This is a genomic window from Chryseobacterium sp. Leaf201, assembly GCF_001421435.1.
Classification (GTDB): domain Bacteria; phylum Bacteroidota; class Bacteroidia; order Flavobacteriales; family Weeksellaceae; genus Chryseobacterium.
The window spans coordinates 57,116-83,287 of record NZ_LMKA01000013.1 but is presented as its reverse complement, the minus strand read 5'-3'; the positions used below and the strand labels follow the sequence as shown (position 1 = coordinate 83,287).

19 protein-coding genes are annotated in these 26,172 nt (G+C 42.0%); all 19 read left to right on the top strand.

The genetic code is table 11. The annotated features are described in order from the left end of the window. Nucleotides 1-60 precede the first annotated feature (60 nt). The 19 genes from ASE55_RS02590 to ASE55_RS02500 all read left to right on the top strand — a co-directional run bounded on the left by ASE55_RS02590 (nt 61) and on the right by ASE55_RS02500 (nt 26,168). Complete coding sequence (locus ASE55_RS02590) at nt 61-2,919, top strand: SusC/RagA family TonB-linked outer membrane protein (RefSeq protein ID WP_157844617.1); 2,859 nt, start codon at nt 61-63, stop codon at nt 2,917-2,919. 9 nt (nt 2,920-2,928) lie between these two features. Further along, nucleotides 2,929-4,488 carry a RagB/SusD family nutrient uptake outer membrane protein gene (locus ASE55_RS02585; protein WP_056215135.1) on the top strand — a complete coding sequence of 520 codons (1,560 nt, stop codon included), beginning with the start codon at nt 2,929-2,931 and terminating at the stop codon, nt 4,486-4,488. An 18-nt stretch (nt 4,489-4,506) separates the two neighbouring features. Next, nucleotides 4,507-5,616, top strand: a complete 1,110-nt coding sequence (locus ASE55_RS02580) for a SusE domain-containing protein (RefSeq protein WP_056215133.1) — start codon at nt 4,507-4,509, stop codon at nt 5,614-5,616. Between the two features lie 74 nt (nt 5,617-5,690). Beyond that, nucleotides 5,691-7,850, top strand: coding sequence for a glycoside hydrolase family 97 protein (locus tag ASE55_RS02575; RefSeq protein WP_056215130.1), 2,160 nt, complete (start codon nt 5,691-5,693; stop codon nt 7,848-7,850). An 82-nt stretch (nt 7,851-7,932) separates the two neighbouring features. Next, the gene (locus ASE55_RS02570) at nt 7,933-8,925 is read left to right on the top strand and encodes a bile acid:sodium symporter (protein ID WP_410492996.1); all 993 of its coding nucleotides are present in this window, start codon (nt 7,933-7,935) and stop codon (nt 8,923-8,925) included. Between the two features lie 26 nt (nt 8,926-8,951). After that, nucleotides 8,952-10,814 carry a glycoside hydrolase family 13 protein gene (locus ASE55_RS02565; RefSeq protein ID WP_056215124.1) on the top strand — a complete coding sequence of 621 codons (1,863 nt, stop codon included), beginning with the start codon at nt 8,952-8,954 and terminating at the stop codon, nt 10,812-10,814. Between the two features lie 101 nt (nt 10,815-10,915). Then, nucleotides 10,916-11,431, top strand: coding sequence for a nuclear transport factor 2 family protein (locus tag ASE55_RS02560; protein WP_082474323.1), 516 nt, complete (start codon nt 10,916-10,918; stop codon nt 11,429-11,431). Further along, nucleotides 11,431-12,840: an MFS transporter gene (locus ASE55_RS02555; protein ID WP_056215122.1), complete on the top strand. Its 1,410-nt coding sequence runs from the start codon at nt 11,431-11,433 to the stop codon at nt 12,838-12,840. The genes ASE55_RS02560 and ASE55_RS02555 overlap by 1 nt, the downstream gene beginning before the upstream one ends. Nucleotides 12,841-12,973: 133 nt before the next feature. Beyond that, a complete protein-coding gene (locus ASE55_RS02550; RefSeq protein WP_056215119.1) occupies nt 12,974-14,509 on the top strand; it encodes a GMC oxidoreductase in 1,536 nt (511 codons plus the stop codon). Beyond that, complete coding sequence (locus ASE55_RS02545) at nt 14,506-15,672, top strand: MFS transporter (RefSeq protein WP_056215116.1); 1,167 nt, start codon at nt 14,506-14,508, stop codon at nt 15,670-15,672. Before ASE55_RS02550 ends, ASE55_RS02545 begins: the two co-directional genes overlap by 4 nt. A gap of 102 nt (nt 15,673-15,774) precedes the next feature. Then, the gene (locus tag ASE55_RS02540) at nt 15,775-16,503 is read left to right on the top strand and encodes a pirin family protein (protein WP_056215113.1); all 729 of its coding nucleotides are present in this window, start codon (nt 15,775-15,777) and stop codon (nt 16,501-16,503) included. 150 nt (nt 16,504-16,653) lie between these two features. Then, nucleotides 16,654-17,205 (top strand): NADPH-dependent FMN reductase, encoded by a 552-nt coding sequence (locus ASE55_RS02535; RefSeq protein WP_056215111.1) that lies wholly within the window; start codon nt 16,654-16,656, stop codon nt 17,203-17,205. A 268-nt stretch (nt 17,206-17,473) separates the two neighbouring features. Next, on the top strand, nt 17,474-18,466 hold the full coding sequence (purM, locus tag ASE55_RS02530; protein ID WP_056215108.1) for a phosphoribosylformylglycinamidine cyclo-ligase: 993 nt from the start codon (nt 17,474-17,476) through the stop codon (nt 18,464-18,466). Nucleotides 18,467-18,543: 77 nt separating this feature from the next. Further along, entirely contained in the window at nt 18,544-19,107 is a 564-nt protein-coding gene (purN, locus tag ASE55_RS02525) for a phosphoribosylglycinamide formyltransferase (protein ID WP_056215106.1), read from the top strand. A 5-nt stretch (nt 19,108-19,112) separates the two neighbouring features. Continuing rightward, nucleotides 19,113-19,766: a phosphoribosylanthranilate isomerase gene (locus tag ASE55_RS02520; RefSeq protein ID WP_056215149.1), complete on the top strand. Its 654-nt coding sequence runs from the start codon at nt 19,113-19,115 to the stop codon at nt 19,764-19,766. A 95-nt stretch (nt 19,767-19,861) separates the two neighbouring features. Next, nucleotides 19,862-21,379 carry a bifunctional phosphoribosylaminoimidazolecarboxamide formyltransferase/IMP cyclohydrolase gene (gene purH / locus ASE55_RS02515; RefSeq protein ID WP_056215146.1) on the top strand — a complete coding sequence of 506 codons (1,518 nt, stop codon included), beginning with the start codon at nt 19,862-19,864 and terminating at the stop codon, nt 21,377-21,379. Nucleotides 21,380-21,469: 90 nt separating this feature from the next. Beyond that, the gene (gene purD, locus ASE55_RS02510; protein WP_056215102.1) at nt 21,470-22,708 is read left to right on the top strand and encodes a phosphoribosylamine--glycine ligase; all 1,239 of its coding nucleotides are present in this window, start codon (nt 21,470-21,472) and stop codon (nt 22,706-22,708) included. A gap of 161 nt (nt 22,709-22,869) precedes the next feature. Continuing rightward, nucleotides 22,870-24,399 (top strand): glutamine-hydrolyzing GMP synthase, encoded by a 1,530-nt coding sequence (guaA, locus tag ASE55_RS02505; RefSeq protein WP_056215099.1) that lies wholly within the window; start codon nt 22,870-22,872, stop codon nt 24,397-24,399. A gap of 269 nt (nt 24,400-24,668) precedes the next feature. Next, on the top strand, nt 24,669-26,168 hold the full coding sequence (locus ASE55_RS02500; protein WP_056215095.1) for a carbon-nitrogen hydrolase family protein: 1,500 nt from the start codon (nt 24,669-24,671) through the stop codon (nt 26,166-26,168). The last annotated feature ends 4 nt before the right edge of the window (nt 26,169-26,172 follow it).

Here is a 26,172-nt window from a genome sequence, read left to right as displayed (position 1 = left end):
TAAATTGCAGAACGGCTGATGCCGGATTTATTAATAAAGAAACTATATAAAAATAATATTGTGAAGAATTTTACAACGGTATTAAAAATTGCGCCGGCCTTCTTACTGGCCAGCACAATGATTCATGCGCAGACAGACTCTACAACAAAAGAGAAAAAAATTGAGGAGGTGGTGTTAGTCGGCTATGGACGGCAAAGGAAATCTGATCTTACAGGATCTATTACTGCTGTTTCTGAAAAAGAATTCAACAAAGGGGCAATTGTTTCCGCTGACCAATTGATTGCAGGTAAAGCACCCGGGGTGAGAATAACCAGTTCAGGAGGGGCTCCGGATGCAGCGCCTAATATCAGAATCAGGGGAGGCTCATCTTTCAGTGCCAACAACAATCCTCTGATCGTTATTGACGGTATTCCGCTTGATACAAATAATCCTGCAGGGGTAGCCAATCCTTTAAATTTGATTAATCCGAATGATATTGAATCTTTCTCCATATTAAAAGATGCTTCTGCAACGGCAATTTATGGAAACAGAGGTTCTAACGGAGTTATCATTATCAAAACAAAAAGAGGCGGCGGAAAACTGAGGGTAAGTTTGAATACAAACGTTTCGGTAGGTACCGTCAGTAAGTATATCGACGTAATGAATGCCGGTGAATTCACTGATTTCATCAATCAGAATTACCCGGATTTCAACTATCTTTTAGGCGTTGGAGGAGATGTAAATAATAAAACAGTACCGGGAACAATATATAACACAGACTGGCAGAAAGTAATCTACAGGAATTCTGTTTCTTCGGATAATAACCTGAGTATTTCAGGAAGTTTATTCAATAAAGTACCTACAAGATTATCTTTAGGATATAACAGGACAGAAGGTGTGGTAAGAACAAGTGATTACGAAAGATTTTCTGCAGGTCTGAACATTACTCCGAGTTTCTTTGATAACCATTTAAAAATTGATTTCAGTTTAAAAGGATTATTTTCAAAGCTCAATGCCATCGATGACGGAGGCGCTATTGGCGGAGCACTTAACATGAATCCTACATTACCGGTTTACGTATCCGAAACTGGTCTCGCAGGGGAACCTTATGACAGGTTTGGTGGATATTACCAGAACGTTGTATTAAAAGGAAACCAGTATCTTATTCAGGGACAGAGTAATCCACTGGCTATTCTTATGCAGAGACAGTCGCCTCAAAGGATTGCCAAATTTTTAGGAAATGCAGAAATCAATTATAAATTTCATTTCTTACCGGACCTGAGAGCAATCGTGAATTTAGGTTTGGAAGCTTCAAGATCTAACCTGAGAACGGTTTTTGAAAATAATGCTGTTGCTACCTACAGGAATCCGCAGAACGGATTGGTTCCGAATGACTATGTATTCAGTCCCGGAGTTGATTATGCTGAACATCAGAATATTGTTAATCAGACAATGGATGCTTATTTAGTATATGAGAAAAGATATTCCGGTCTTCTTTCCCATTTCTTGGTTCAGGGTGGATATTCTTATCAGAACTTTAAAAATGACGGTTTTAAAGACCAATACAGGTATGATGATGCAACCGGCTTAAGGATTCCAAATCCGGGAACTGTCCTTAACCCGAATAACAGATATTATAATGTTTTAAACCTACAGTCATTCATCGGAAGAGCAAATATTGATTTCTATGATAAATATTTGTTTACGCTGAACTTCAGGGCAGATGCCTCTTCATTGTTTCAGAAAGGAGAAAGATGGGGATATTTTCCGGGTGTAGGCTTTGCATGGAAAATGAATAAAGATTTGTTTAATGATGTACAAAATGTAAATGACCTGAAGTTAAGATTAGGCTGGGGAAGAACGGGTAATGCTGATATTATAGGTGTTGCCGGATTTTATCCATCCAGTGCCTATTTTTCAATCGGAGGGCCGAATTCACAATATTTTCCTGGAGTCGGTACCTACAGTGCGTTGCCGTTTAATCCTAACTTAACATGGGAAACTGCAGAAACATGGAATGGAGGGATTGATTTTTCATTTTTCAGACAGGAAAGGTTGTCAGGAAGTATTGATGTTTATCAGAGGAAAACAACCAATCTTCTGGCTAAAATCACTTTGCCTCCCGGACAAGGTCTTACAAACGAATTTACAAAAAATGTAGGTTCTATAGAGAATAAAGGGGTCGAGCTTAATTTAACTGTTGTTCCGGTAAAAACTGAAAATGTGAACTGGTCTGTATCAGGAAATTTCGCATACAATGACTCTAAAGTTTTAAGTTTGGGTGATATAAGTAATTTACAGGACTTGAACAGTACACTTCCTGTAGGAACGGGAGTTAAATTAGCATCTAATACAGTTGGGGGGCAGCCTTATTCTGCGTGGGTACTGGAACAGGTATATGATGCCAATGGAAAGCCACTTGATAATGTGTACGTTGATAAAAATAATGATGGTATTATTAATGAAAATGACCGATACTTTAAAGCAATAAGACCGAGATGGACCTATGGTTTCAGTACTTCTGTAAATTATAAGAACTGGGATTTTAATGCTGCTTTCCGCGGACAGATCGGAGGCTTGGTATATAATACCAGGAAAATAGCGCAGGGATTGAAAAGCTATACCATTCCTTCAAACTCACTGAACTTAAATAATACCTTAACTTCAACCGCAGATTCACCGTTTACGATTTCAGATAACCTTTATTTATCAGATTATTTTCTGGAAGATGCTTCATTCTTAAGGCTGGATAACGTTACTATAGGTTACCTATTCAAAAATGTATTTAAAAGCACCAATGTAAGAGTATACGGATCTGTGAATAATGCTTTCATCCTGACGAATTATTCCGGACAGGATCCTGAAAATTTCTCAGGTATCGACAATAACTTCTATCCGAGACCAAGAACTTATACAATTGGATTCAACTTTAACTTCTAAAATATTAAAATGAAAAATACTAAATATAAAGTACTGGCCCTTTTAACGTTTTTAGCTGTCAATACAGCTTGTATAAACGATTTGGATACCGAGCCCAAAGTAGAACAGACTTTAGAAAACCTGTTGGCAGCAGATCCTAATGCTGTAGAAGGTTTGCTTTCAAGATTATACGCAAGTTTTGCGCTTTCCAGTGTGGAAGGTCCTGACAAATCAGATATTTCAGGTGCGGATCCCGGCGAATCACCATTTGTACGTGGATTAGTGAACCTGCAGGATTTTACGGCTGATGATATGAAAAACAGATGGGGAGATAATGGCCTGGATCAGCTGACTACCACTGCGAACTGGACTTCAAATAATAAATTCTTCAAATATGTTTATGACAGAATATATTATACCATCCCTCAGGCAACCAACCTGATCCTTATTATGAAAAGTGACCAGGTAAATTATGCGAATAAAAATCAGGTGGTGGATGAATTAAGGTTTCTGAGATCCTTGTCATATTATTATCTGATAGATTTGTTTGGTAAAGGAGCCTTGGTAAATGATGATAACTTTAATACATCTGCACCTTTACCGGAATCTTCAAGAACACAGTTGTTCAGCTTCGTGGAAAGTGAACTTTTGGCTATCGAGTCTACACTGCCGGTAAGCAATTCTTATGGTAGGGCGAACAAAGCCTGTGCAAGAATGCTGCTTGCCAAATTATATCTGAATGCAGAAGTTTACACCGGAACAGCCAGATATAATGATGCCGCAGTGTATATCAATAAAATCATAAATGAAGGAGGATATCAGCTGGAGTCCAATATCAGAAAGAATTTTTCATCAGATAACAATACTTCCAAAGAAATTATTTTCCCGTTTTTGGCAGATGCGGTTTCAAGCCAGAGTTTCGGTAATACTTCTTATCTTGTGAATGGAAGTATAAGTACAGATACCATGGTTCCTGCAGATTTTGGTGCTAAACAGGGATGGGCAGGGCATAGGGCTACCAAAGCATGGTATGGTCTGTTCGGAAACAGTATTGCAGATCTTCAGGCAAGTCCGGATAAAAGAGCTAAACTTTTCTGGACTCAGGGACATAACTGGGAGATGAATGATTACAAAGCATGGACAGATGGCTTGCCTTCAGATAAATTCTGGAACAAAGATTCCAATGGGGTAGGAGGAGCTACCGATTATTCATCAACTGATTTCCCGCTGTTCAGATTGGCTGATGTCTATCTGATGTATGCCGAGTGTGCTTTAAGAGGTGCAGCCGGAACTACAGTAACCCAGGGTTTAACTTATGTAAACCAGGTAAGAGCAAGAGCAGGAGCTATACCAGTAGGGTCAATAACATTGGATAACCTTCTTGATGAGAGAGCTAGAGAGCTGAATTTTGAAGGAATGAGAAGGCAGGATCTTATAAGGTTCGGAAAATTCACCGGCGGCACTTATTTGTGGCCATGGAAAGGGGGTGTGAAGAATGGGACCTCAATTTCAGATAATTACAAAGTTTTCCCTATACCAAGTTCAGCATTGCAGTCGAATCCTAATCTGACACAAAATCCTGGTTTTTAATAATTAATTGATTCTATCATGAAAAATATTTTAAAAATATTTCTAATAGCCATTATAAGTTTTATGGTTTCTTGTAGAGAAGAAGACGATAAAACGATACTTACTAATACATCAGCAGGAAGCCTTACTGTAAATAAAACATCAATAACTCTCGATGAAACAATTGCAGATCAGGCAGCACTTGCTTTTACTTACACAAACCCGGGCTTTAGCCCGAATGTAAGTGTTGCCAATACGGTTGAATTTGCAGTTCCCGGAACCAATTTCAGTCCTGTTGCCAGTCAGACAATTTCAATGGATGAGAAAACTTTTTCTTTGACACATTTGCAGCTGAACACCATTTTAACAACTTTAAATGTTGCTCCTAATGTTGTGAAACCAATTGAAATCAGACTAAAATCGAGTGTAAATACAACAACTGCCTATTACTCTAATATCATTACTGTTAACATCACAGGCTACACTCCGAATCCGGATCTGATCTATCCTAAAATTAATGTTCCCGGCGGATATGCAGGAGCAGCAGGATATGCAGACTGGAATCCTGCAAACGCTCCGAATCTGTTTTCACCGACCAAAGATGATAAGTACAAAGGATTTATTTACGTAACCAATCCGAACAGTGAATATAAATTTACAATCAATCAGGATTGGGCAGGAGATAAAGGAGATGACGGAACACTGACAGGTAAATTAGTAGAAACAGGAGAGCAGAATATCAAAGCAGCAGTAAAAGGAACGTATTATATCAATGTAAACTGGGCTCAGAATACTTATTCGTCTGTACTTGCTAATTTTGGAGTAATCGGTGATGCTACGCCTACAGGTTGGAATTCAGACACTGATTTTGTTTATAGTCCGACAACAAAAACGTATGTAATTAATTCAATTGCTTTAAATAACACAGGGGTATTTAAATTTAGAGCTAATGATGACTGGATTATTAAATTCCAACCGGAAAGTGGTGACGAGACTTTAGTGTCAGGAACTGCAGTAAAATCTTTCTTAAGTTCAGAAGGTACTGTAACCGGGGATCCTGCATATAAGGTTTCTCAGGCTGGAAATTATAAAATCGAATTGGATTTACACAATTCTGCTTACTATAAGCTTACAGTTACAAAATTATAGAACATAAAATTTAAACAGCAAAGTGTTGCTTTTCGGCAGCACTTTTTTTATTTTTAAAACTTATAAGAGTCATTATGAAGAAAATTACCATGGGAGCAGTGCTGTTCTCAATGATGTTTGCAGGGGTTAACGCACAGACGTTACAGTCGCCGGACGGAAAGTTTGAAATGAACTTTCAGCTGAAGCAGGGCGTTCCCTATTACAGTTTAAAATACAACGGAGCCGTAGTGGTGGAAGATTCAAAGCTGGGATTGAGGTTGTTTAAAGATACTTCCATTAAATTTGCTTCTGAAATTGCAAAACCGGAAGATGTAAAATTTGATCTTAACAACGGTTTCACAAAAACGGATGAAAAAAGAGATTCCAAAAATGAAACGTGGCAGCCTGTTTTGGGGGAAAAGAAAAACTACATCAACCATTACAATGAACTGGCCGTAACCCTGAATCAGTCTTCAACGGAAAGAAATATTATTGTTAAATTCAGATTGTTTAATGACGGGTTAGGATTCAGGTATGAATTTCCGCAGCAGAAAAACCTGAACTACTTCGTGATCCGTGAAGAAGATTCTGAGATCGATTTAACCGATGATATGAAAGCCTGGTGGATGGTGGCAGATTATGATTCCCAGGAATACCAGTATCAGGAAACCAAAATCTCCGAAATTCCGGCACGATGGCCGAAAGCGGCAGATGCCAACGCCTCACAGACCTTGATCAAAAATGCGGTTCAGTCGCCGCTGATGCTTAAAAAAGAAGGCAGGCAGCCATTATATATCAACCTGGCAGAAGCTGCTGTTTTAGATTATCCGGCTTCCCACCTGGAAGTGGATGCACAGAACTTTAAGTTCAAAACCCACCTCACGGCAGACCGTCAGGGTGCCAAAGGATATATGCAGACGCCTTCCGTAACGCCGTGGAGAACCATTATTGTGGCTCCGAAAGCAGAAGAGGTTATGGATTCAAAGATGATTTTTAACCTGAACGAACCTACAAAATATACCGATACCTCTTACATTCACCCAACCAAATACATGGGCGTCTGGTGGGAAATGATCATCGGGAAATCCCAGTGGGCCTACGGGCAGCCGGAATCCAATGTACGTTTAGGCCAGACCGATTTTACGAAACTGACACCCAATGGAAAACATGGTGCCAACAATACAAAAGTTAAAGAATATATTGATTTCGCTGCTGAAAACGGTTTCCAGGGATTGCTGATTGAAGGCTGGAATATCGGTTGGGAAGACTGGTTCGGACGTTCAAAAGAATATGTTTTTGATTTCATTACGCCATATCCGGATTTCGATATCAAAATGCTGAACGAATATGCGCATTCAAAAGGAATCAAGCTGATCATGCACCATGAAACTTCAGGTTCTGCAACAAACTATGAAAGGTGGTCTGATAAAGCTTTCCAGCTGATGAATAAATACGGTTATGATGCTGTGAAAACAGGATATGTGGGAGATGTTATTCCGAGAGGGGAGCACCATTATTCCCAATGGATGATCAACCATTACTACAGGATTGCAGAAAAGGCAAACGAGTATAAAATCATGGTCAATTCCCACGAGTCGGTTCGTCCGACAGGGGAAAGCCGTACCTATCCGAACTATATTTCTGCTGAAGCAGCCCGCGGAACCGAATACGAAGCATTTGGCGGAAACAATCCGGATCATCAGACCATTCTTCCGTTTACAAGATGGATGGGCGGTTCTATGGATTATACGCCGGGGATTTTCCAGACTAAACTGGATTACTACTTTCCGGGTGATACACGTTTCGTAAAAACCACGCTGGCCAAACAGTTAGCATTATATGTAACTATGTATATGCCGCTTCAGATGGCCGCCGACTTACCGGAAAACTACAGGAAGCACATGGATGCCTTTCAGTTTATCAAGGATGTAGCCGCAGACTGGGATGATACCAAAATCCTGTCCGCAGAACCCGGAGATTATGTAGTGACGGCCAGAAAAGCTAAAGGAACCGAAAACTGGTTCGTAGGCGGGATTACCGATGAAAACAAGCGGGATTATACCGTAGATTTTTCATTCCTGGACAAAGGGAAGAAGTATGAAGCCACGATCTATGAAGACGGAAAAGATGCCGATTACATCAATAATCCTCAAAGCTATCATATCTACAAAAAGAAAATTACAAGCAAATCCAAAATCAATATGAAAATGGTACGCAGCGGCGGCTTTGCGATCTCGGTTAAGCCCGTACAGTAAATAATATTTTCTTAACTTTATCATCCTTAAAGGTTCTCCGCCTTTAAGGATTTTTTATGTACGAATAATTTATCTTTTAATGATGTTGATAACTAAAATGTTTAGCAGGCAGAATCTTTTTCTTTTTCTGTTGGCTGTCATGGTGCTGATGGCAAAGCTTATCCCGTTCCACGAATCCTACAACCGGTATTTTAACCTTTCTGCTTTTATAGACTGGGGCATTGCAGGGATCTTCCTGCTGTACGGGCTTAAGCTGGATTTAAAAGAAGTGGTGAAAGATATTGCCAACTGGAAGCTGCATGTGCTTATCCAGTCCGGTACTTTTATCCTGTTTCCGCTGCTGGTACTGCTGTTTTATCCTTTGGTAAAGGATTCCGGATATGTCAGTATCTGGCTCTCCGTGTTTTTTCTGGCTTGCCTGCCTTCTACCGTTTCATCTTCTGTGGTAATGGTTTCCATTGCTAAAGGCAATGTGACTTCAGCAATTTTCAATGCCTCTGTTTCAGGGCTGATAGGGATTGTCATGACACCCTTACTGATGAGCTTTTTCCTGGTTCCGGCTGAAGGTTCCGGCCATCAGGGTGAAATCATACAGCAACTGCTCATCAAAGTATTGCTGCCAATTATCCTGGGAATCCTGCTGAATCCTTTTCTCAAAAAATGGGTAACCCGGTTTTCCTCAGCCATTGCAGAATTTGACCGGCTGATTATCCTGCTGATTGTCTATGAAAGTTTTTCTGCCGCTTTCACAGAAAATATCTTTGCTTCAGTGCCTGCTTTGGTATTTCTGATCCTGGCATTCAGTGTAGTGTTCCTGTTTTTTACCGTGTACCATATCCTGGGATTCATCGCCCGGAAAATGAATTTCAGAGCTGAAGACCGGATCACGGCAACCTTCTGCGGTTCCAAAAAATCCCTGGTTCACGGAAGCCTTTTCCTTTTGGTGCTGGGGATTCCGGATGATCAGAAAGTGCTGTTCCTGCTGCCGGTTATGGTGTACCACAGTTTCCAGCTGTTCTATGTAAGCTGGCTGGCCAATAAAATAGCAAAAAGAACCCCGGATGTTGAAGTATAAGAATCTATTTGATTATCTTTAAATATATGAAAAAAATATATGTAATTTTTGCGTGTACCGTTGCGTCCGCTGCCTTTTCCCAGACCAAAACCCTGGAAAAAGTAGAACCGGCCTTTTGGTGGAAAGGGATGAAGAATCCTGAACTTCAGATCCTGGTGTATGGAAAAAATATTGCGGATCAGGAAATCGAGCTTTCAGACGGAGTGAAAATCAGCAATATCCAGAAAGTTGAAAACCCGAACTATGTGTTCATTACGGTAAATACCAATGAAATCAGTGTCCCGAAATTTAAGATCACGACAAAGAAAGGAAGGAAAAATACAGGCTCTTATACCTATGAGCTGAAAGAGAGAAATCCGGGTTCGGCAGCCCGCGGATCATTTACTTCAAAAGACGTTATGTACCTCATCATGCCCGACCGTTTTGCCAATGGCGATGAAAAAAATGATTCAAGGCCGGAACTTACCGAGAAAGCCAACCGCAGCCTTCCTAACGGACGGCATGGAGGAGACCTGCGCGGCATTATCAATCACCTCGATTATATTCAGGACCTGGGCGCTACAGCCGTCTGGCTGACTCCGGTAAATGAAGATAATGAAAAAGTATACTCCTACCACGGCTATGCCCAAACCGATCTCTATAAAATCGACGGCCGTTACGGAACCAATGAAGACTATCGTGAACTTTCCCGTGAACTCAATAAAAGAAATATGAAGCTGGTGATGGATTATGTCACCAACCACTGGGGCATTTCACACTGGATCATCAAAGATCTCCCGACAAAAGACTGGATCCACTGGTTCAAGGACGGAAAAGACGGTTTCAAACGTTCCAATTACAAGATCACCTCACAGTTTGATACCAATGCTGCCGAGAGCGATAAAAGGGTAGCACTGGACGGTTGGTTTGATACCACGATGCCGGACATCAACCAGAAAAATCCGCTGGTCTTAAAATACCTGACCCAAAATGCCATCTGGTGGATTGAATATGCAGAACTCGGAGGATTCAGGGTAGATACCTATCCGTACAATGAAAAAGAAGCCATGGCGAAATGGGCAAAAGCCATTACCGATGAGTATCCGCAATTTAATATTGTAGGCGAAACCTGGCTGAATACGGCCGGGCATATTTCAGCCTGGCAGAAAGATTCCAAAACAGGGGAAGCCGCGAACTATAATTCCAATCTGCCTTCCGTGATGGATTTTATGCTGTACGGGAACATGCCGAAAGCACTGAAGGAAAATCAGGGCTGGGATTCCGGGATGATGAAGATCTATGACGGGCTTTCAAGCGATTTCCTGTATCCGGATATCAACAATGTACTTGTATTCTTTGAAAACCACGACACCGAAAGATGGAATGAAATTTTTAATTCCGATCCCAAAGCCTATCAGCTCGGATTAACGCTTCTTTCCACAGTCCGCGGGATTCCGCAGCTCTATTACGGAACGGAAGTGGGCATGAGAGGAGACAAAAATAAAGGCGGTGATGCTGATATCCGGAGGGATTTTCCCGGAGGCTGGAAGTCGGATTCTCAAAGTGCATTCAATGTTTCCGCACAAACTCCTGAGCAGAAAGAATTTTATCAGTTTACCAAAAAAATACTGAACTGGCGAAAAAGCAAAGACGTGATCCATACCGGAAAAACCAAAAATTATATTCCGCAGGATAATGTATTTGTCTATTTCAGGTACAACGGTCAGGAAAGCGTAATGGTGGTTCTGAACAATAATGAAAGCGTACAGAATATAGACCTGGGCCGTTTTACAGAATCGCTGAACGGATTTTCAAAAGGAAAAGAAATTATTTCCGGTAAAGAAGTTTCTCTGCAGAATTCATTGTCCGTACCGGCAAAAACCCCGATGGTAATTGAACTGATTAAATAAACAATAAATCAATACTTTAAATTAAAAACAGAGTTATTAAAAATTCCGGATCTTGTGCCGGATTAAAATATCCCTAAGATCATTAACAACGATATTCAAACATGAAAAAAATAACCTTATTCTCTGCATTATTGATCTTTATCCTGAACTGTGTGGGTATTTCAGCACAAGGCAGGTCTGACAAAGACAAAGCAGAAATCAGCACGATGCTCGACAGTTTTAATACTGCAGCCGCAAAAGCGGATTTCAATACCTATTTCAGTTATTTCGCCGAAGAATCTTCCTTTATCGGAACCGATGCTTCTGAAGTCTGGGACAAACAGGCATTCAAGGTCTGGGCTAAGCCTTATTTTGATAAAAAAACCACATGGAACTTTACTTCATTAAAAAGGAATATTTATTTCAGCAAAGACGGTAAATTAGCCTGGTTTGACGAATTGTTGGATACCCAGATGAAAATCTGCCGCGGTTCAGGAGTGCTGGAAAAAATCAGCGGACAATGGAAAATCAGGCAGTATGTACTTTCCATGACTGTCCCTAATGAAGTAGTGGATCAAGTGGTGGCAGAAAAAGCACCGATTGAAGATGTGATGATTCAACAACTAAAAACAAAATAATGGAAAGTACATCTACTGCAGGCCAGATTACAGGAAAAAAGAAACCGAATCTTTCCATGGCTCAGATCATCAACATGAGCATGGGATTTCTGGGCATCCAGATGGCTTTCGGATTGCAGAACGGAAATGCAAGCCGTATCCTGGCCAATTTCGGAGCTGATGTCCACGAACTGTCGTGGTTCTGGCTGGTGGCTCCGGTTACCGGACTGATTGTCCAGCCGATTATCGGTCATTTAGGAGACAATACCTGGAGCCCGCTGGGAAGAAGGAAGCCGTATTTCCTGATCGGTGCCGTTTTATGTGCCATCGGGTTGGTAATGCTGCCGAATGCCGCCTCTGCCACACAGATGATGGCCGCTAGCGTATTGCTTCTGGCCGTGATTTTCCTGGCGATGATGGATGCGTCCATCAACGTAGCAATGGAACCCTTCCGTGCACTGGTGGGAGATATGCTCCCTAAACATCAGGGAACCCTGGGTTTTTCGGTGCAGACTATTTTAATCGGGATCGGAGCCGTGATCGGATCTTATATGCCGGACTGGTTAACGCAGCTGGGGATTTCCAATACGGCGCCCGAAGGATTCGTGGCCGATAATGTAATTTACTCCTTTTACGTTGGGGCGGTCCTGCTTTTGCTGACGATCCTGTATACCATTTTCACCACCAAAGAATACTCGCCCCGCGAGTTTGCTGAATTTGCCAATGAGAACCCGGAAACCGTACATGTTTCTAAATTCTCAGATATTTTTAAAGATTTTGCACGGATCCCGGGCCAGATGCAAAGGCTGGGTGCCGTACAGTTTTTTTCGTGGTTTGCCCTATTTACCATGTGGGTGTTTACCACCAGTGCACTGGCTACCCATCATTTCGGGCTTTCGCCGGAAGATACGCATTCGAAAGCCTTCAATAATGCCGGAGACCTTACCGGAAAACTCTTCGGGATGTACAACTTTTGGGCAATCCCATTTGCTTTTCTCCTGACTCCCCTTGCAAAAGCAATAGGGAAGAAACAGACACATGCTTTAGCCCTTTTATGTGGCGGAATCGGGTTGATTTCCATGTACTTCATCAAAGATATCAACTTACTCTGGATCTCCATGATCGGCCTGGGCTTTGCCTGGGCAAGTATCTTAGCCATGCCGTATGCGATGCTGATTGAAGTGATCCCGCAGAAGAAAATGGGCGTGTATATGGGCATCTTCAACTTCTTTATTGTCATTCCCCAGATCATCAACGGACTTTTCGGTGGACCTATTGTCAGCCGTTATTTCGGAAATTATGCAATGGATTATATTGTGGTAGGAGGCATATGCATGATAGCAGGAGCCGTTATCACCATGGTTTTTATCAGGTCAGATGATGAAACCCCGGAAGAAATTGAAGAAGAAATTAAACAGGTACATTTTTAAAAATCTGAACCCAATTATATTCAGCCATCCATCACCGGATGGCTTTTTATTTATATAATCTATTGCAATTTAATCTTTTCTTAAGCTTTTGTGGTATTTAAATCTCTAATTTAGAGGAAGCAAATTTCAAAAGATGTATGATATTATCATTATAGGCAGCGGAGCAGGAGGCGCAACAATGGCCTATCAGCTGGCAGACAGCGGAAAGAAAATTTTAATTATAGAAAGAGGAGGCTATGTTCCGGTAGAAAAAGAAAACTGGGATTCCGTAGAAGTATTCCGTAAAAACAGGTATACCACAACCGATGAATGGCTGGATAAGCACGGAAAATCTTTCCGGCCTGGAATGCATTATAATGTAGGCGGAAATACCAAATTCTACGGTGCGGCCTTGTTCAGGTTAAGGGAAGAAGATTTTAAAGAAATACAGCATTACGGAGGCACGTCACCGGCATGGCCCATTCAGTATGAAGATATGAAAGGCTACTATCTTGAAGCGGAAAAACTGTTTTATGTTCATGGCAAAAGAGGGTCGGATCCTACAGAACCTTCAGATTCAGAACCATATCCGTATGATGCCCTTCCTCATGAACCGCGGATCCAGGAAATTTTTGATGAACTTACCAGATACGGACTGAAACCCTTTGAACTTCCGGTCGGGGTGAATTTTACTCCGCACCCGGCAGTTAATGCACCCTATACCTTAGACCGTTTTGACGGATTTCCTGATGCTGCAGAAAGAAAGGGCGATGCTCACCTCTGTTCATTATCCAGAGCACTGGAACATCCTAATGTGGAACTGATGATCAATACCAAAGTCCTGAAACTGGTTGCAGATGATGAAGGAAAAAAGATTTCAGAAGTAATGGTGGAGCAGGACGGGGAAACAAAAACCCTCAAAGCAGGATATGTTGTGCTGTCGGCAGGAGCCATCAACTCCGCGGCGTTGCTGCTGCAGAGCAGAAGTGAAAAGTTTCCCGACGGACTGGCCAATTCCTCCGGCCAGGTGGGAAGGAATTATATGTTCCATCAGAATTCAGCCTTAGTGGCACTGTATACCGAGCCCAATAATACCAAATTTGGAAAAACGTTCGGGATCAATGATTTTTACCATGCCAACAGGGGCTACGAATTTCCGCTGGGGCATATCCAGATGCTTGGAAAATCAGACGAGCACCAGATCAGCGCCGACAGTCCGGTTCCCGCACCCGGTTTTACTTTTGAGCTGATGGCCAAGCACGCCGTAGATTTCTGGCTGACTTCCGAAGACCTTCCGGATCCTGAAAACAGGGTGACGGTGGAAGAAAACGGACAGATCAGGATCAGCTATACCCCGAATAATACCAAAGGCCATGCACTGCTTAAAGATGAACTGATCAAAGCATTAAAAGCCTCGGGAAAATTCAGTTCATTTTTCTTTAAAGGCATTTATTTCAGCAAAGGGATGGACATTGCCTCGCCTGCCCATCAGAATGGGACTACCAGAATGGGCACAGACCCGGAGACCTCAGTGGTAGATCCTTATTGCAAAGCCCACGACCTTGACAATCTGTATATCGTAGACGGCGGTTTCTTCGTATCCAGCGGTGCCGTGAATCCGGCACTTACCATTATTGCAATGGCCCTCAGGGTAGGGGAACATCTTAAAAAACATGTTCTGACCTCATGAATTCACAAACGGTGAAAATAGGGATTGTCTTTTTACTGGCGTTCATAACCGGGGTTAATTTTGTGGTTTTTCCTGCTTTGGGAACGGCATTTACCGATCCTTCGGTGTTCGCGCTTTCATCATCGCAGTTCGGGAATCTCTTTTTGCCTCAGGTGGCATGTATTATCATCTCGTGCCTCGCCGCTCCGTTTCTCGTCAATAAATCAGGCCCTAAAATAATCCTGGCGATAGGAATTGCATTGATGATGATGGCTACTGCAGGTTTATGGGGCATGCAGTTTTTAATGAAGGAAAAGGAAATGCTGTTTCCGGTACTCATGGTTCTGGTTGCATTTACCGGTACGGGTTTCGGCCTTTCGATTACGACACTCAACCCTCTGGCGGCGAGTTTATTTAAGAATAACCCTTCGTCTGCCATTCTGATTTTGCAGTTTCTCGTAGGATTGGGAACTTCTGCTTCGCCGCTGATGATGAATCTGGCAGGCGATGTACACCACTGGATGTATGTTCCCGGAATTATTGTTGTTGCCGTAAGCATACTGTTTACCATATTATTGTTCATCAGGCTGCCCGGGGAAACGTCTTTTAAACTTCCTGAACGGTTTACGGTTCCTGCCAGGTTATGGGCATTTTTCGGGATCATTGTTTTATATGGCTGTATAGAAGGGACTTTTGGCAGTTTCGGAACGGTGATTCTTAAAAGCCGTGGACTGGATAACGCCGATGCCAGTCTCGGACTTTCGTTATTCTGGGGAGGGATTGCCGTTAACCGGCTGCTTTTCGGGATTTTTGCCAGAAAATATGACCTTTCTTTACTGTTCCTTTTATCACCGGTGTCAGTCGGGTTAATCATCGGGTTGCTGCTGTTTTTTTCCGGTACCGGTACCATTCTTGCGCTGATGTTCGTAGCCGGATTTTTCATGGGAAGTATATTTCCGGGAGCTATCGGGTGGGGAACGGTAGAGTTTCCTACACTTTCTGTAATGGTTTCAGGATTTCTGATGGCGGCCAACCAGATCGGGACGGGAATCGTAACCAATATCCTGGGTCATTTTTCAGACCGGACTTTATCAATCCTGCAGTTGCTTGTTATCCTGGCTGTTATGATCTGCGCTTTGCTTTTTGTACTGAAGAAAAACTCAAAAATAAAGGAAGCTTTTTGAAACCGGTATTTTAAGCAAATCCGGACCCGTAATCCTTTCTTATCCTACGTCAATATACCGGGAACAGCCATATTGTACCTTTGTACTATAAATAAATAAAATATGAAAACAGTATATCACAAAGCCGATTCAAGAGGCCATGCTGACCACGGATGGTTAAACAGTTACCACACCTTCAGTTTTGCCAATTACCAGAACAGAGACAGAAGCAACTTCGGGGTATTAAGGGTGCTGAATGACGATACCGTTTCTCAGGGAATGGGATTCGGGACGCATCCTCACAGGGACATGGAAATCATATCCATTCCGTTGCAAGGGGATCTGGAACATAAAGATTCCATGGGAACCACTGCGGTTATCAGGAAAGGTGAAATCCAGGTGATGAGTGCCGGAACAGGCGTGATACACAGCGAATACAATAAGAATAAAGATGAAGCCGTAAAGTTTTTACAGATCTGGGTCTTCCCAAAAACACAGGGTGTGGAGCCGAGATATGATCAGAAAAGCATTAAGGAAGGGGCAAAGATCAACGGATTCCAGCAGATTCTGTCACCGGACCAAAATGATGACGGCGTATGGATCCATCAGGATGCCTGGTTTAACCTGGCTAATTTTACAGAAGGAAACGGCAAAAACTATATGCTGAATAAAAAAGGGAACGGCGTCTATGCCTTTGTTTTAAAAGGAACCGCCAAAATAGGCGACCGGATCCTCCATGAAAAAGACGGCCTTGGAATCTGGGATACACAGAGTTTCAACATTGAAGCGGTAGAAGATACGGAGGTTCTCCTGATGGAAGTGCCGATGGAATTACCGGACTATTTAAAATAATAAAATCTTTCACAGCATAAAACTCTATTCTTTATAGAAGTTGTGAATTCAGAAAGAATTTTTATGAAGTGGCGACAAATATATCTGAGGATTCAAAAACTTTACGATCTTTGTACCACAAAATACTCACTTAAAACAGATACAACAATAATGAAAATTTTAGCCATAGCGGGAAGCAATTCCGATACTTCAATCAATAGACAACTGGTTTCTTATGCCGCATCACTGATTGAAAATGCAGAAGTGGAAATCGTGGATATGAATGATTTCGAGATGCCGATCTATAAACACCAGAGAGAAGTGGAAAGCGGAGTTCCCCAGCAGGCAATTGATTTTGCCGGAAAAATAGACCATGCAGACATTCTTCTGATTTCCCTGTCTGAACATAACGGAACCTATTCTTCAGCTTTTAAAAATGTATTCGACTGGACTTCAAGAATAAAAAACCGTGCTGTATGGAATGAAGTGCCGATGCTTTTAATGGCTACAGCACCCGGCGCAAGAGGTGGCGCAGGCGTTCTGGAGGCCGCTTCCAAGCGTTTTCCGCTGCATGGAGGAAACATTATAGATACTTTCTCGCTGCCTTTCTTCAATGATAACTTCGATAAGGAAGCACAGAAAATTTCCAATGAAGAAAAAGACAGTGAACTGAAGGAAAAAATTCAGAAAATTTCTGCCATTGAATCTATCCTTGAAAAATAAATTGAAAATTAATTTAAAATTAATATCTTTGCAAAAAGAAATAAGATGAAAATTCAGACCGCTTTTAAAGAATGTTTCTCCGAAAAAGGGAATGTTGTGGGCTCTGAAATTCTGAGATAAAACAACGGCCGATAATCTACCAAGATTGTCGGCTTTTTTGTTTCCAAAATTTGAACAAGAATATTAAAAAGACAAAAAGACATCAGATTGCAGATATAAGATGATAAGTCTGAAATCTGAAATCTAACATCTAATATCTAAATAAAACATGAGCAACACATACAAGTCAGCAGGCGTAGATAAAGAAGAAGGGTACAAAACCGTTGATAAAATCAAAAAGGCAGTGGGTGAAACGCACAATGCCAATGTACTGAACCATTTGGGGAGCTTCGGGGCTTTCTATGAAATCGGAGGGTATAAAAATCCTGTTCTGGTTTCAGGAACCGATGGGGTAGGAACAAAACTGAAGGTCGCATTGGACTCGAAAAAATATGATTCTATCGGTGTAGACTGTTTTGCCATGTGTGCCAATGATATCCTTTGCCACGGTGCAAAACCACTGTTCTTCCTGGATTATCTGGCTTGCGGAAAACTGGATTCCGAAATTGCTGCTGAAATCGTTTTAGGGATGGTGAAAGCGTGTAAAGACAACAACTGTGCACTGATTGGTGGTGAAACGGCTGAAATGCCGGGTATGTACCAGCCGGGCGATTATGATGTTGCCGGGTTCTGTGTAGGGATTGTTGAGAAAGACCAGATTATCGACGGATCAGGAATCAAAGCCGGAAATAAAATCATTGCACTGCCAAGTTCAGGTTTCCATTCCAACGGATTCTCTCTGGTAAGAAAAGTGTTCCCGGATTTCAATGAAGAATTTGAAGGAAAGCCTTTGTATGAAACACTTTTGGTTCCTACAAGATTATATTATAAAGACATTCATAAAGTGCTTGAAGAGGTTCAGGTAGCCGGGATCGCTCACATCACAGGTGGCGGATTGTATGAAAATATCCCGAGAATTATCGGTGAAGGCCTGTGTGCTGCAATTGATGCTTCAAAAATCCAGATTCCGAGCATTATGCTTGAACTCGAAAAAAGAGGCGGGATTGCCCGTGAAGAAATGTTCGGGACCTTTAATATGGGTATCGGAATGATTGTCGTGGTAGACGCAGAACACGCAGAAAAAGTACTTCATCTTTTAGACGACGCCTACGAAATAGGGGAAATCACAGAAGGAAACGAAAAGATAAATTTAAAATTCTAATAAGACATCAGATGGAAGACATCAGACATCAGACGATCAGTCTGAAATCTGGTATCTGAAATCTAACATCTCAGTTAATGAAAAACATTGTTGTACTCGTTTCAGGTTCAGGAACCAATCTCCAGAGGATTATAGATACGGTTGATAACGGAGAAATCCGGAATGCAAAAGTAACGCTGGTGGTGGCAGACCGGGAATGTTACGGACTGGAAAGGGCCAAAAATCATCATATAGAAAACATTCTGATTCCCAGAGGCAAGAATTTCAGCAGCGAATTGGGTAAAATGATCCCTGAAAATACAGATCTAATTGTACTGGCAGGATTCTTATCCATCCTGAAGCCTGAATTCTGCGAAAACTGGAACGGTAAGATCATCAATATCCATCCTGCGCTCCTGCCGAAATTCGGAGGAAAAGGCATGTGGGGGCATCATGTACATCATGCCGTGATTGAGGCCAGAGAAAAAGAAAGCGGGGCAACCGTACATTTCGTGACTCCCGGAATTGATGAAGGCGAAGCCATTCTTCAGAAATCATTTGCCGTAACAGAAGATGATACGCCTGAAACGGTAGCAGAGAAAGTTCACTTAATTGAATATGAAATTTTCCCGGAAGCGATCAATAAAGTTTTAGGAAATTAAGATTGATGAAACCAAAAGTAAAAATTTGCTGTATCAGCAGTGTGGAAGAAGCTCAATTGGCCATCAGGCACGGAGCTTCAGCACTGGGTCTGGTAGGGAAGATGCCAAGCGGTCCCGGAATGATAGAGGACAGCCTGATTTTAGAAATCCAGGAGAGTGTTCCGCCGCCCGTTTCCACGTTCCTTCTGACCAGTGAAACAAATGCTTTAGAAGTGATTAACCATCATAAAAAAGTCCGGACCTCCGTAATCCAGCTGGTTGATGCGTTGGAAAACAGTGAATATCATCTTATCAGGGAACATTTGCCGGGCATCAAATTAGTTCAGGTGATTCATGTTATCGATGAAGATTCTGTGCGGGAAGCAATTGAATCTGCCCCGCATGTTGATGCGCTTTTGCTGGACAGCGGAAACCCCAAATTAGCAGTAAAAGTATTGGGCGGGACAGGAAATATACACGACTGGAACCTTAGCAGGACCATAAGGGAATCTGTGAAAATCCCGGTTTTTCTGGCAGGCGGCCTGAAAGTTGAAAACGTAAGGGAAGCTGTTGAAAAAGTGCAGCCTTTCGGACTTGATTTATGCAGCAGCGTAAGAAGCAACGGCAAACTTGACGAAAAAAAGCTGGAAGCTTTTTTCGCAGAACTGGAAAAGATATAAAGTAAGAATCTAAGTAAGTAAAAATAAAGACCGGAGGTGAAAGAACCGGTCTACAGTTTGAAATAGCTGTAAAAAGTAAAAAATTGAAAGAAAAAATGAGCAAAAAGAGAGTTTTAATCAGTGTTTCGGATAAAAGCGGATTGACTGAATTCGCACAGTTTCTGGAATCTCAGGGATATGAGCTGATTTCTACAGGAGGAACCTTCAAACACCTGAAAGAGGCAGGATTGAACCCGATTCAGATTGATGAGGTAACCGACTTCCCTGAAATGCTGGACGGCAGGGTAAAAACACTGCACCCGAAAGTTCACGGCGGATTGCTGGCTGTCCGTTCAAATGAAGAACACATGAACACGGTTCAGGAACACGGCATCGAGCTGATTGATATGGTGATTGTAAACCTGTATCCTTTCTTTGAAAATGTGAACAAAGACATTTCCCTTCACGAAAAAGTGGAGTTCATTGACATCGGAGGCCCTTCAATGCTCCGTTCAGCAGCTAAAAATTTTGATTCCGTTACCGTAATTACCGATGTGGAAGATTATGCAACGGTAAAAATCGAGATGGAACAGAACGGCGATACCTATATCGAAACCCGTAAGAAGCTGGCAGGAAAAGTATTCAACCTTACTTCTGCATACGATGCGGCTATTTCAAGAATGCTTCTGGATGAAGAATATCCTGCTTATCTGAACGCTTCCTATAAAAAAGTTTCCGACTTAAGATATGGTGAAAACCCACACCAGACGGCAGCATATTACGTTTCCACTTTTGAAAACGGGGCGATGAAAGATTTTGAGCAGCTGGGAGGCAAAGAGCTGTCTTTCAATAACCTTCGGGATATGGATCTGTGCTGGAAAGTGGTAACTGAATTTAAAGAAGAAATGGCCTGCTGTGCCGTGAAGCATTCCACACCGTGTGGTGTTGCCATCGGGACTTCTGCACTGGAAACCTATCAGAAAACATTTGAATGTGACCCGGTTTCCATCTTTGGCGGAATTGTTGCCATGAACTATAAAATTGATGCGGCAACAGCAGAAGAATTAAATAAAACATTCCTTGAAATCGTCATGGCTCCTGAATTTGATGAAGCAGCACTTGAAGTTTTAAGAAAGAAGAAAAACCTGAGAATTATAAAAATTGTAAACCCTGTTTCTGATAAGCAGACATGGGTGAAGGTGGACGGAGGAATCCTTGTTCAGGACAATGACAGTATTTTCTCTGATGATATTAAGGTAGTAACTGAAACACAGCCGACGGAAGAACAGAAAAAAGCATTGCTGTTCTCCCAGAGGGTAGTAAAATACGTGAAATCCAATGCAATTGTGGTTTCCAACGGCATCCAGGCTTTCGGTATCGGCGGCGGACAGGTGAACCGGATCTGGGCAACGCAGCAGGCAATTGAAAGGGCAAAAGAAAAGTTTACCGGAGAACTGGTACTGGCTTCCGATGCATTTTTCCCTTTCCGTGATGTGGTGGATTTCTGCCATCAGGAAGGAATCACGGCCATCATCCAGCCGGGAGGAAGTGTGAAAGACCAGGACAGCATTGAGGCGGCCAATGAGCACGGAATCCCGATGATGTTTACAGGAATCAGGCACTTTTTCCATTAATTAAAATAGAATTAAAAAATAATTTGAGATTGTATTTTTAGCATTCAAAATTATATATTTGTAAAATAGACTTGTTAATTAAATAAAAATATGAGAATATTAATCATAGGTGAAGGTGGAAGAGAATCTGCTTTGGCGGCAAAACTTCAGAATGACCCGAGAATTTCTAAAATGTTTTTTGCTAACGGAAACGCTACTACGGATGTTATAGGAAAGAATGTTCATTTATCAGAGATTAAAGAACTGAGGGATTTTGCAATCAAGGAAAAGGTGGATCTTACCATCGTTGGTCCTGAAGCTCCGCTTGTAGCGGGTTTAAGAGACGAATTCAAAAAGCATGATCTTAAAGTGTTCGGTCCTAACCAGAAAGTAGCCAGCCTGGAAGGCAGCAAGGCTTTCTCTAAGAAATTTATGCAGACCTATGATATCAAGACTGCGAAAGCGGTGGTATTTGATTCATATAATGATGCCAAGGAATATGTTCAGACACAGCAGTACCCTTTAGTGGTTAAAGCCAGCGGGTTAGCCGGCGGAAAAGGAGTTGTGATCTGCGATACCCAGGAAGAAGCGGAAGCAACCATCCACGATTTCATGATCAGAAGGATTTATGGAGATGCAGGAATCCGTCTGGTTATTGAAGAATACCTGGAAGGTTTTGAAGCCTCCATCATTGCATTCTCAAACGGTGAAAAACTATTCCCGTGTGTAGCTGCTAAAGATTATAAAAAAGCCGGAAACGGAGACACAGGCCCGAATACCGGAGGGATGGGATGTGTGGCACCAAGCCCGGAATTTACCCAGGAACATTATGCGGATTTCGAGAAAAACATTCTTGAGCCTACCGTTAAAGGATTGAAAGCAGAAGGTTTCGGTTTCAAAGGAATCATTTTCTTCGGATTGATGGTTACCAAAAACGGTACCTACCTGCTGGAATACAATATGAGATTCGGAGATCCTGAAACCCAGGTATTGATGGCTTTGATGGAAAACAACCTTCTTGACGTCATCCAGGATTGTATGGAAGGGAAAAATATCGAGCTTACCTTTAAGGATGAAAAAGCAGTATGTCTTGTGATGTGTTCAGGAGGTTACCCGAGAAACATTGAGACCGGTTTTGAAATCGTAGGCGAAGACAAGCTGAAACACAGCAGGCTTCTGTATGCAGGTGCCATCAGAAAAGGTGACAAAGTGGTTTCCAACGGCGGAAGGGTACTGAACATTGTAGCCACAGGCGCTACTTATGATGATGCCCGCAAAAAAGTTTACGAAGACGCCAGCCACGTACATTTTGACTACGGCTTCTACAGAGAAGACATCGGAAAATTTTAATAAAAAAAATCAATAAAAAGATTTGGAGCAATCCAGGTCTTTTTTTGTAAAACAATTACATTTAGCAGTAAGCTTTAAGCTATAGGCAATAAGCTTTAACATTCACAAACGGCCTGCTGCTTATTGCCTATAGTCTAAAGCATTAATAATAATTCAGAAAAATGAACAACGGTATTATTATATTAGATTTCGGTTCCCAGTACAACCAGCTTATCGGAAGAAGAATCCGTGAGATGGGCGTATATTCCGAAATTTTACCTTTCAACACGCCATTAGAAACCATTTTAGAAAGACAGCCGAAAGGCATCATCCTTTCCGGCGGGCCAAGCTCTGTGAATGCAGAAAATGCCCACCTGGTAGAAAAAGAATTATACGAACAGGGAATTCCTGTGTTGGGAATCTGTTACGGCATGCAGCTTACTGCGCATCTTATGGGTGGTAAAGTTCATAAAGGCGTAAAAGGGGAATACGGAAAGGCACACCTGGAAATTGTAAAAGAAAGTGCTTTGCTAAAAGGCGTTACCCAGGATTCTGTAGTGTGGATGAGCCATTTTGACGAAGTGGGGGAATTGCCTGTAGGATTTGAATTGAATGCAAAATCCGGAGTAATCGCTTCCATTTCCAATGAAGATAAAAAAATCTACTGCGTACAGTTCCACCCGGAAGTGTCCCACACGGAAGAAGGCGGGAAAATGCTGGAAAACTTTGTTTTTGCAATCTGTGATGCAGACAAAAACTGGAAACTGACCAATTATATTGAAAAAACAGTTGCAGAAATCCGCGAAAGGGTTGGGGAAAACAGAGTGATCCTCGGACTTTCAGGAGGGGTTGATTCTTCCGTAGCTGCAGTGTTGATCCACAAGGCAATCGGTGACCAGCTGACCTGTATTTTTGTTGATACCGGACTGTTGAGGAAAGATGAAGATGTAAAAGTAATGCAGAATTACGGGGAACATTTCCATATGAACATCAAGCTGGTAGATGCCAAAGAAAGGTTCTTATCAAAGCTTGCAGGCGTTGATGATCCGGAAGCGAAAAGAAAGATCATCGGAAACGAGTTTGTACATGTTTTTGATGAAGAATCCCATAAAATTGAAGGTGCGAAGTTCCTGGCACAGGGAACCATTTATCCGGATGTGATCGAAAGCCAGTCGGTTAACGGTCCTTCAGCAGTCATCAAATCACACCATAATGTAGGCGGGCTGCCGGAAGAAATGGATTTTGAACTGCTTGAGCCTCTGAGAGAATTATTTAAGGATGAAGTAAGAAAAGTAGGAGAGGAATTGGGGATCCCGCATCATCTGGTACACAGGCATCCGTTTCCGGGCCCGGGCTTGGGAATCAGGATTTTAGGAGCCGTTGACGCTGAAAAAGTAAAAATCCTTCAGGAAGCAGATGATATTTTCATCGAAGAATTATATAAAAATGACCTGTATGAAAAAGTTTCACAGGCTTTTGTTGTGCTTCTTCCTGTAAAATCTGTAGGCGTAATGGGCGATGAGAGAACCTATGAATATACCGCAGTGGTGCGTTCTGCCAATACCATCGACTTCATGACGGCAACCTGGAGCAGGCTGCCTTATGAGTTTTTGGATACGGTTTCCAGCAGAATCATTAATGAAGTAAGAGGAATCAACCGTGTGGCTTATGATATTTCAAGCAAACCGCCGGCAACAATTGAGTGGGAATAATGGTATGTTAATGATTAGACTCATAAAAAAAATAAATAATTACACCTAGATTTGTAATTCGAAATAATTTTTTTTCATCATTTGTGTTTTTATCCTCCCTTTCTAAGGGAGGTTTTTTATTTATATCCGGGTAGATTTTCTTGTTGTCTCAATCAGAAAAAGATCAGCAGTGCATTCAGGATAATTAATATTTTCATTTCTGTGCTTATGTTCCGTAATAACTTTTATCCCTTGGAAATTTTCCTTAAATTTAGATAAAATTATATCAGATGCAAATTGAAACAAGGCCGCTTACCGTTCAGGATTACGATGAGCTGGTTGAAACGATGAGGCGTGCTTATCCCCAGATGTCAGAGTACGTCTGGTCTAAAAAAAGTATAGAAAAGCTTACTAAAATATTTCCAAAAGGCCAGATCTGTATTACGGTAGACGGAAAACTGGCGGCTGTGGCACTTTCCATTATCGTGAATTATGACGAGTTCGGGGACGAACATACCTACAGTGATATCACAGGGAATTATACCTTCAATACCCATTTGTCAACAGGGAATGTCCTGTACGGCATTGAAGTTTTTGTTGATCCGGAATTCCGTGAACTGCGTTTGGGAAGAAGGCTGTATGATGCCCGGAAAGAACTGTGCGAATTACTGAATTTAAAATCGATTATTTTAGGCGGAAGGATCCCGAATTACCATAAACACAGCGAACTTTCGCCCAGGGAATATATCCGGAGGGTACGTGATAAAGAACTTTACGATCCCGTGCTTTCTTTTCAGCTTTCCAATAACTTCCTGCCGATCAAGGTATTGAAAGGATACCTGCCTGAAGATGAATCGTCCGGTGAAAATGCGGTACTGCTTCAGTGGAACAACATCTACTACAGCAAAAAACCGAATACCATGCAGGACAGCATCATCCGTTTGGGACTGGTACAGTGGCAGATGAGGCATTTTAAGGACATCGACGCTTTTTATGAGCAGGTTGAGTTCTTCGTGAATGTAATGGGCGATTATAAATCAGACTTTGTGCTGTTCCCGGAACTGTTCAATACGCCTTTACTGGCACCTTTCAACAAGCTTTCCGAACGGGACAGTATGATCGAGCTGGCAAAACTGACTTCGGATATCAGAATGAAAATTTCAGATCTGGCGATCAGCTATAATGTCAATATCATTTCCGGAAGCATGCCGGTTTTTGAAAACAATGAACTTTATAACGTCAGCTATCTCCTCCACCGGGACGGCAGGATAGATGAATACCGTAAGATCCACATCACCCCGAACGAAAGGAAATATTACGGGATGAAAGGCGGAAACGAAATCAAAGTGTTTGATACCGACTGCGGAAAAATCGGGCTCGTTATCTGTTACGATGTGGAATTTCCGGAACTTCCGAGAATCCTGGCAGATCAGGGCATGAAAATACTTTTTGTCCCTTACCTTACGGATACGCAGAATGCTTACATACGCGTCCGCCACTGTGCGGCAGCAAGAGCCATTGAAAATGAATGTTACGTGGCCATTGCAGGCTGTGTGGGGAATTTACCCGGCGTAAACAATATGGATATCCAGTTCGGACAGGCTGCTGTTTTTACCCCGTCGGATTTTCCTTTCCCGTCCAATGCTGTTAAAGGGGAAGCCACACCGAATACGGAAATGACCTTAATTGTAGATGTAGACCTTAACCTTCTGAAAGACCTTCACCACCATGGTTCTGTACAGGTGATGAAAGACCGGAGGAAAGATTTATACGATATCTATTTACGGTAAATAA

Coding starts and splice junctions, on each gene's coding strand:
- guaA (WP_056215099.1), top strand. CDS start 22,870: ATGAACAACGGTATTATTATATTAGATTTCGGTTCCCAGTACAACCAG.
- ASE55_RS02535 (WP_056215111.1), top strand. CDS start 16,654: ATGAAAATTTTAGCCATAGCGGGAAGCAATTCCGATACTTCAATCAAT.
- ASE55_RS02570 (WP_410492996.1), top strand. CDS start 7,933: ATGTTGATAACTAAAATGTTTAGCAGGCAGAATCTTTTTCTTTTTCTG.
- purN (WP_056215106.1), top strand. CDS start 18,544: ATGAAAAACATTGTTGTACTCGTTTCAGGTTCAGGAACCAATCTCCAG.
- ASE55_RS02585 (WP_056215135.1), top strand. CDS start 2,929: ATGAAAAATACTAAATATAAAGTACTGGCCCTTTTAACGTTTTTAGCT.
- ASE55_RS02560 (WP_082474323.1), top strand. CDS start 10,916: ATGAAAAAAATAACCTTATTCTCTGCATTATTGATCTTTATCCTGAAC.
- ASE55_RS02580 (WP_056215133.1), top strand. CDS start 4,507: ATGAAAAATATTTTAAAAATATTTCTAATAGCCATTATAAGTTTTATG.
- ASE55_RS02555 (WP_056215122.1), top strand. CDS start 11,431: ATGGAAAGTACATCTACTGCAGGCCAGATTACAGGAAAAAAGAAACCG.
- purM (WP_056215108.1), top strand. CDS start 17,474: ATGAGCAACACATACAAGTCAGCAGGCGTAGATAAAGAAGAAGGGTAC.
- ASE55_RS02565 (WP_056215124.1), top strand. CDS start 8,952: ATGAAAAAAATATATGTAATTTTTGCGTGTACCGTTGCGTCCGCTGCC.
- purD (WP_056215102.1), top strand. CDS start 21,470: ATGAGAATATTAATCATAGGTGAAGGTGGAAGAGAATCTGCTTTGGCG.
- ASE55_RS02540 (WP_056215113.1), top strand. CDS start 15,775: ATGAAAACAGTATATCACAAAGCCGATTCAAGAGGCCATGCTGACCAC.
- ASE55_RS02520 (WP_056215149.1), top strand. CDS start 19,113: ATGAAACCAAAAGTAAAAATTTGCTGTATCAGCAGTGTGGAAGAAGCT.
- ASE55_RS02500 (WP_056215095.1), top strand. CDS start 24,669: ATGCAAATTGAAACAAGGCCGCTTACCGTTCAGGATTACGATGAGCTG.
- ASE55_RS02545 (WP_056215116.1), top strand. CDS start 14,506: ATGAATTCACAAACGGTGAAAATAGGGATTGTCTTTTTACTGGCGTTC.
- ASE55_RS02550 (WP_056215119.1), top strand. CDS start 12,974: ATGTATGATATTATCATTATAGGCAGCGGAGCAGGAGGCGCAACAATG.
- purH (WP_056215146.1), top strand. CDS start 19,862: ATGAGCAAAAAGAGAGTTTTAATCAGTGTTTCGGATAAAAGCGGATTG.
- ASE55_RS02575 (WP_056215130.1), top strand. CDS start 5,691: ATGAAGAAAATTACCATGGGAGCAGTGCTGTTCTCAATGATGTTTGCA.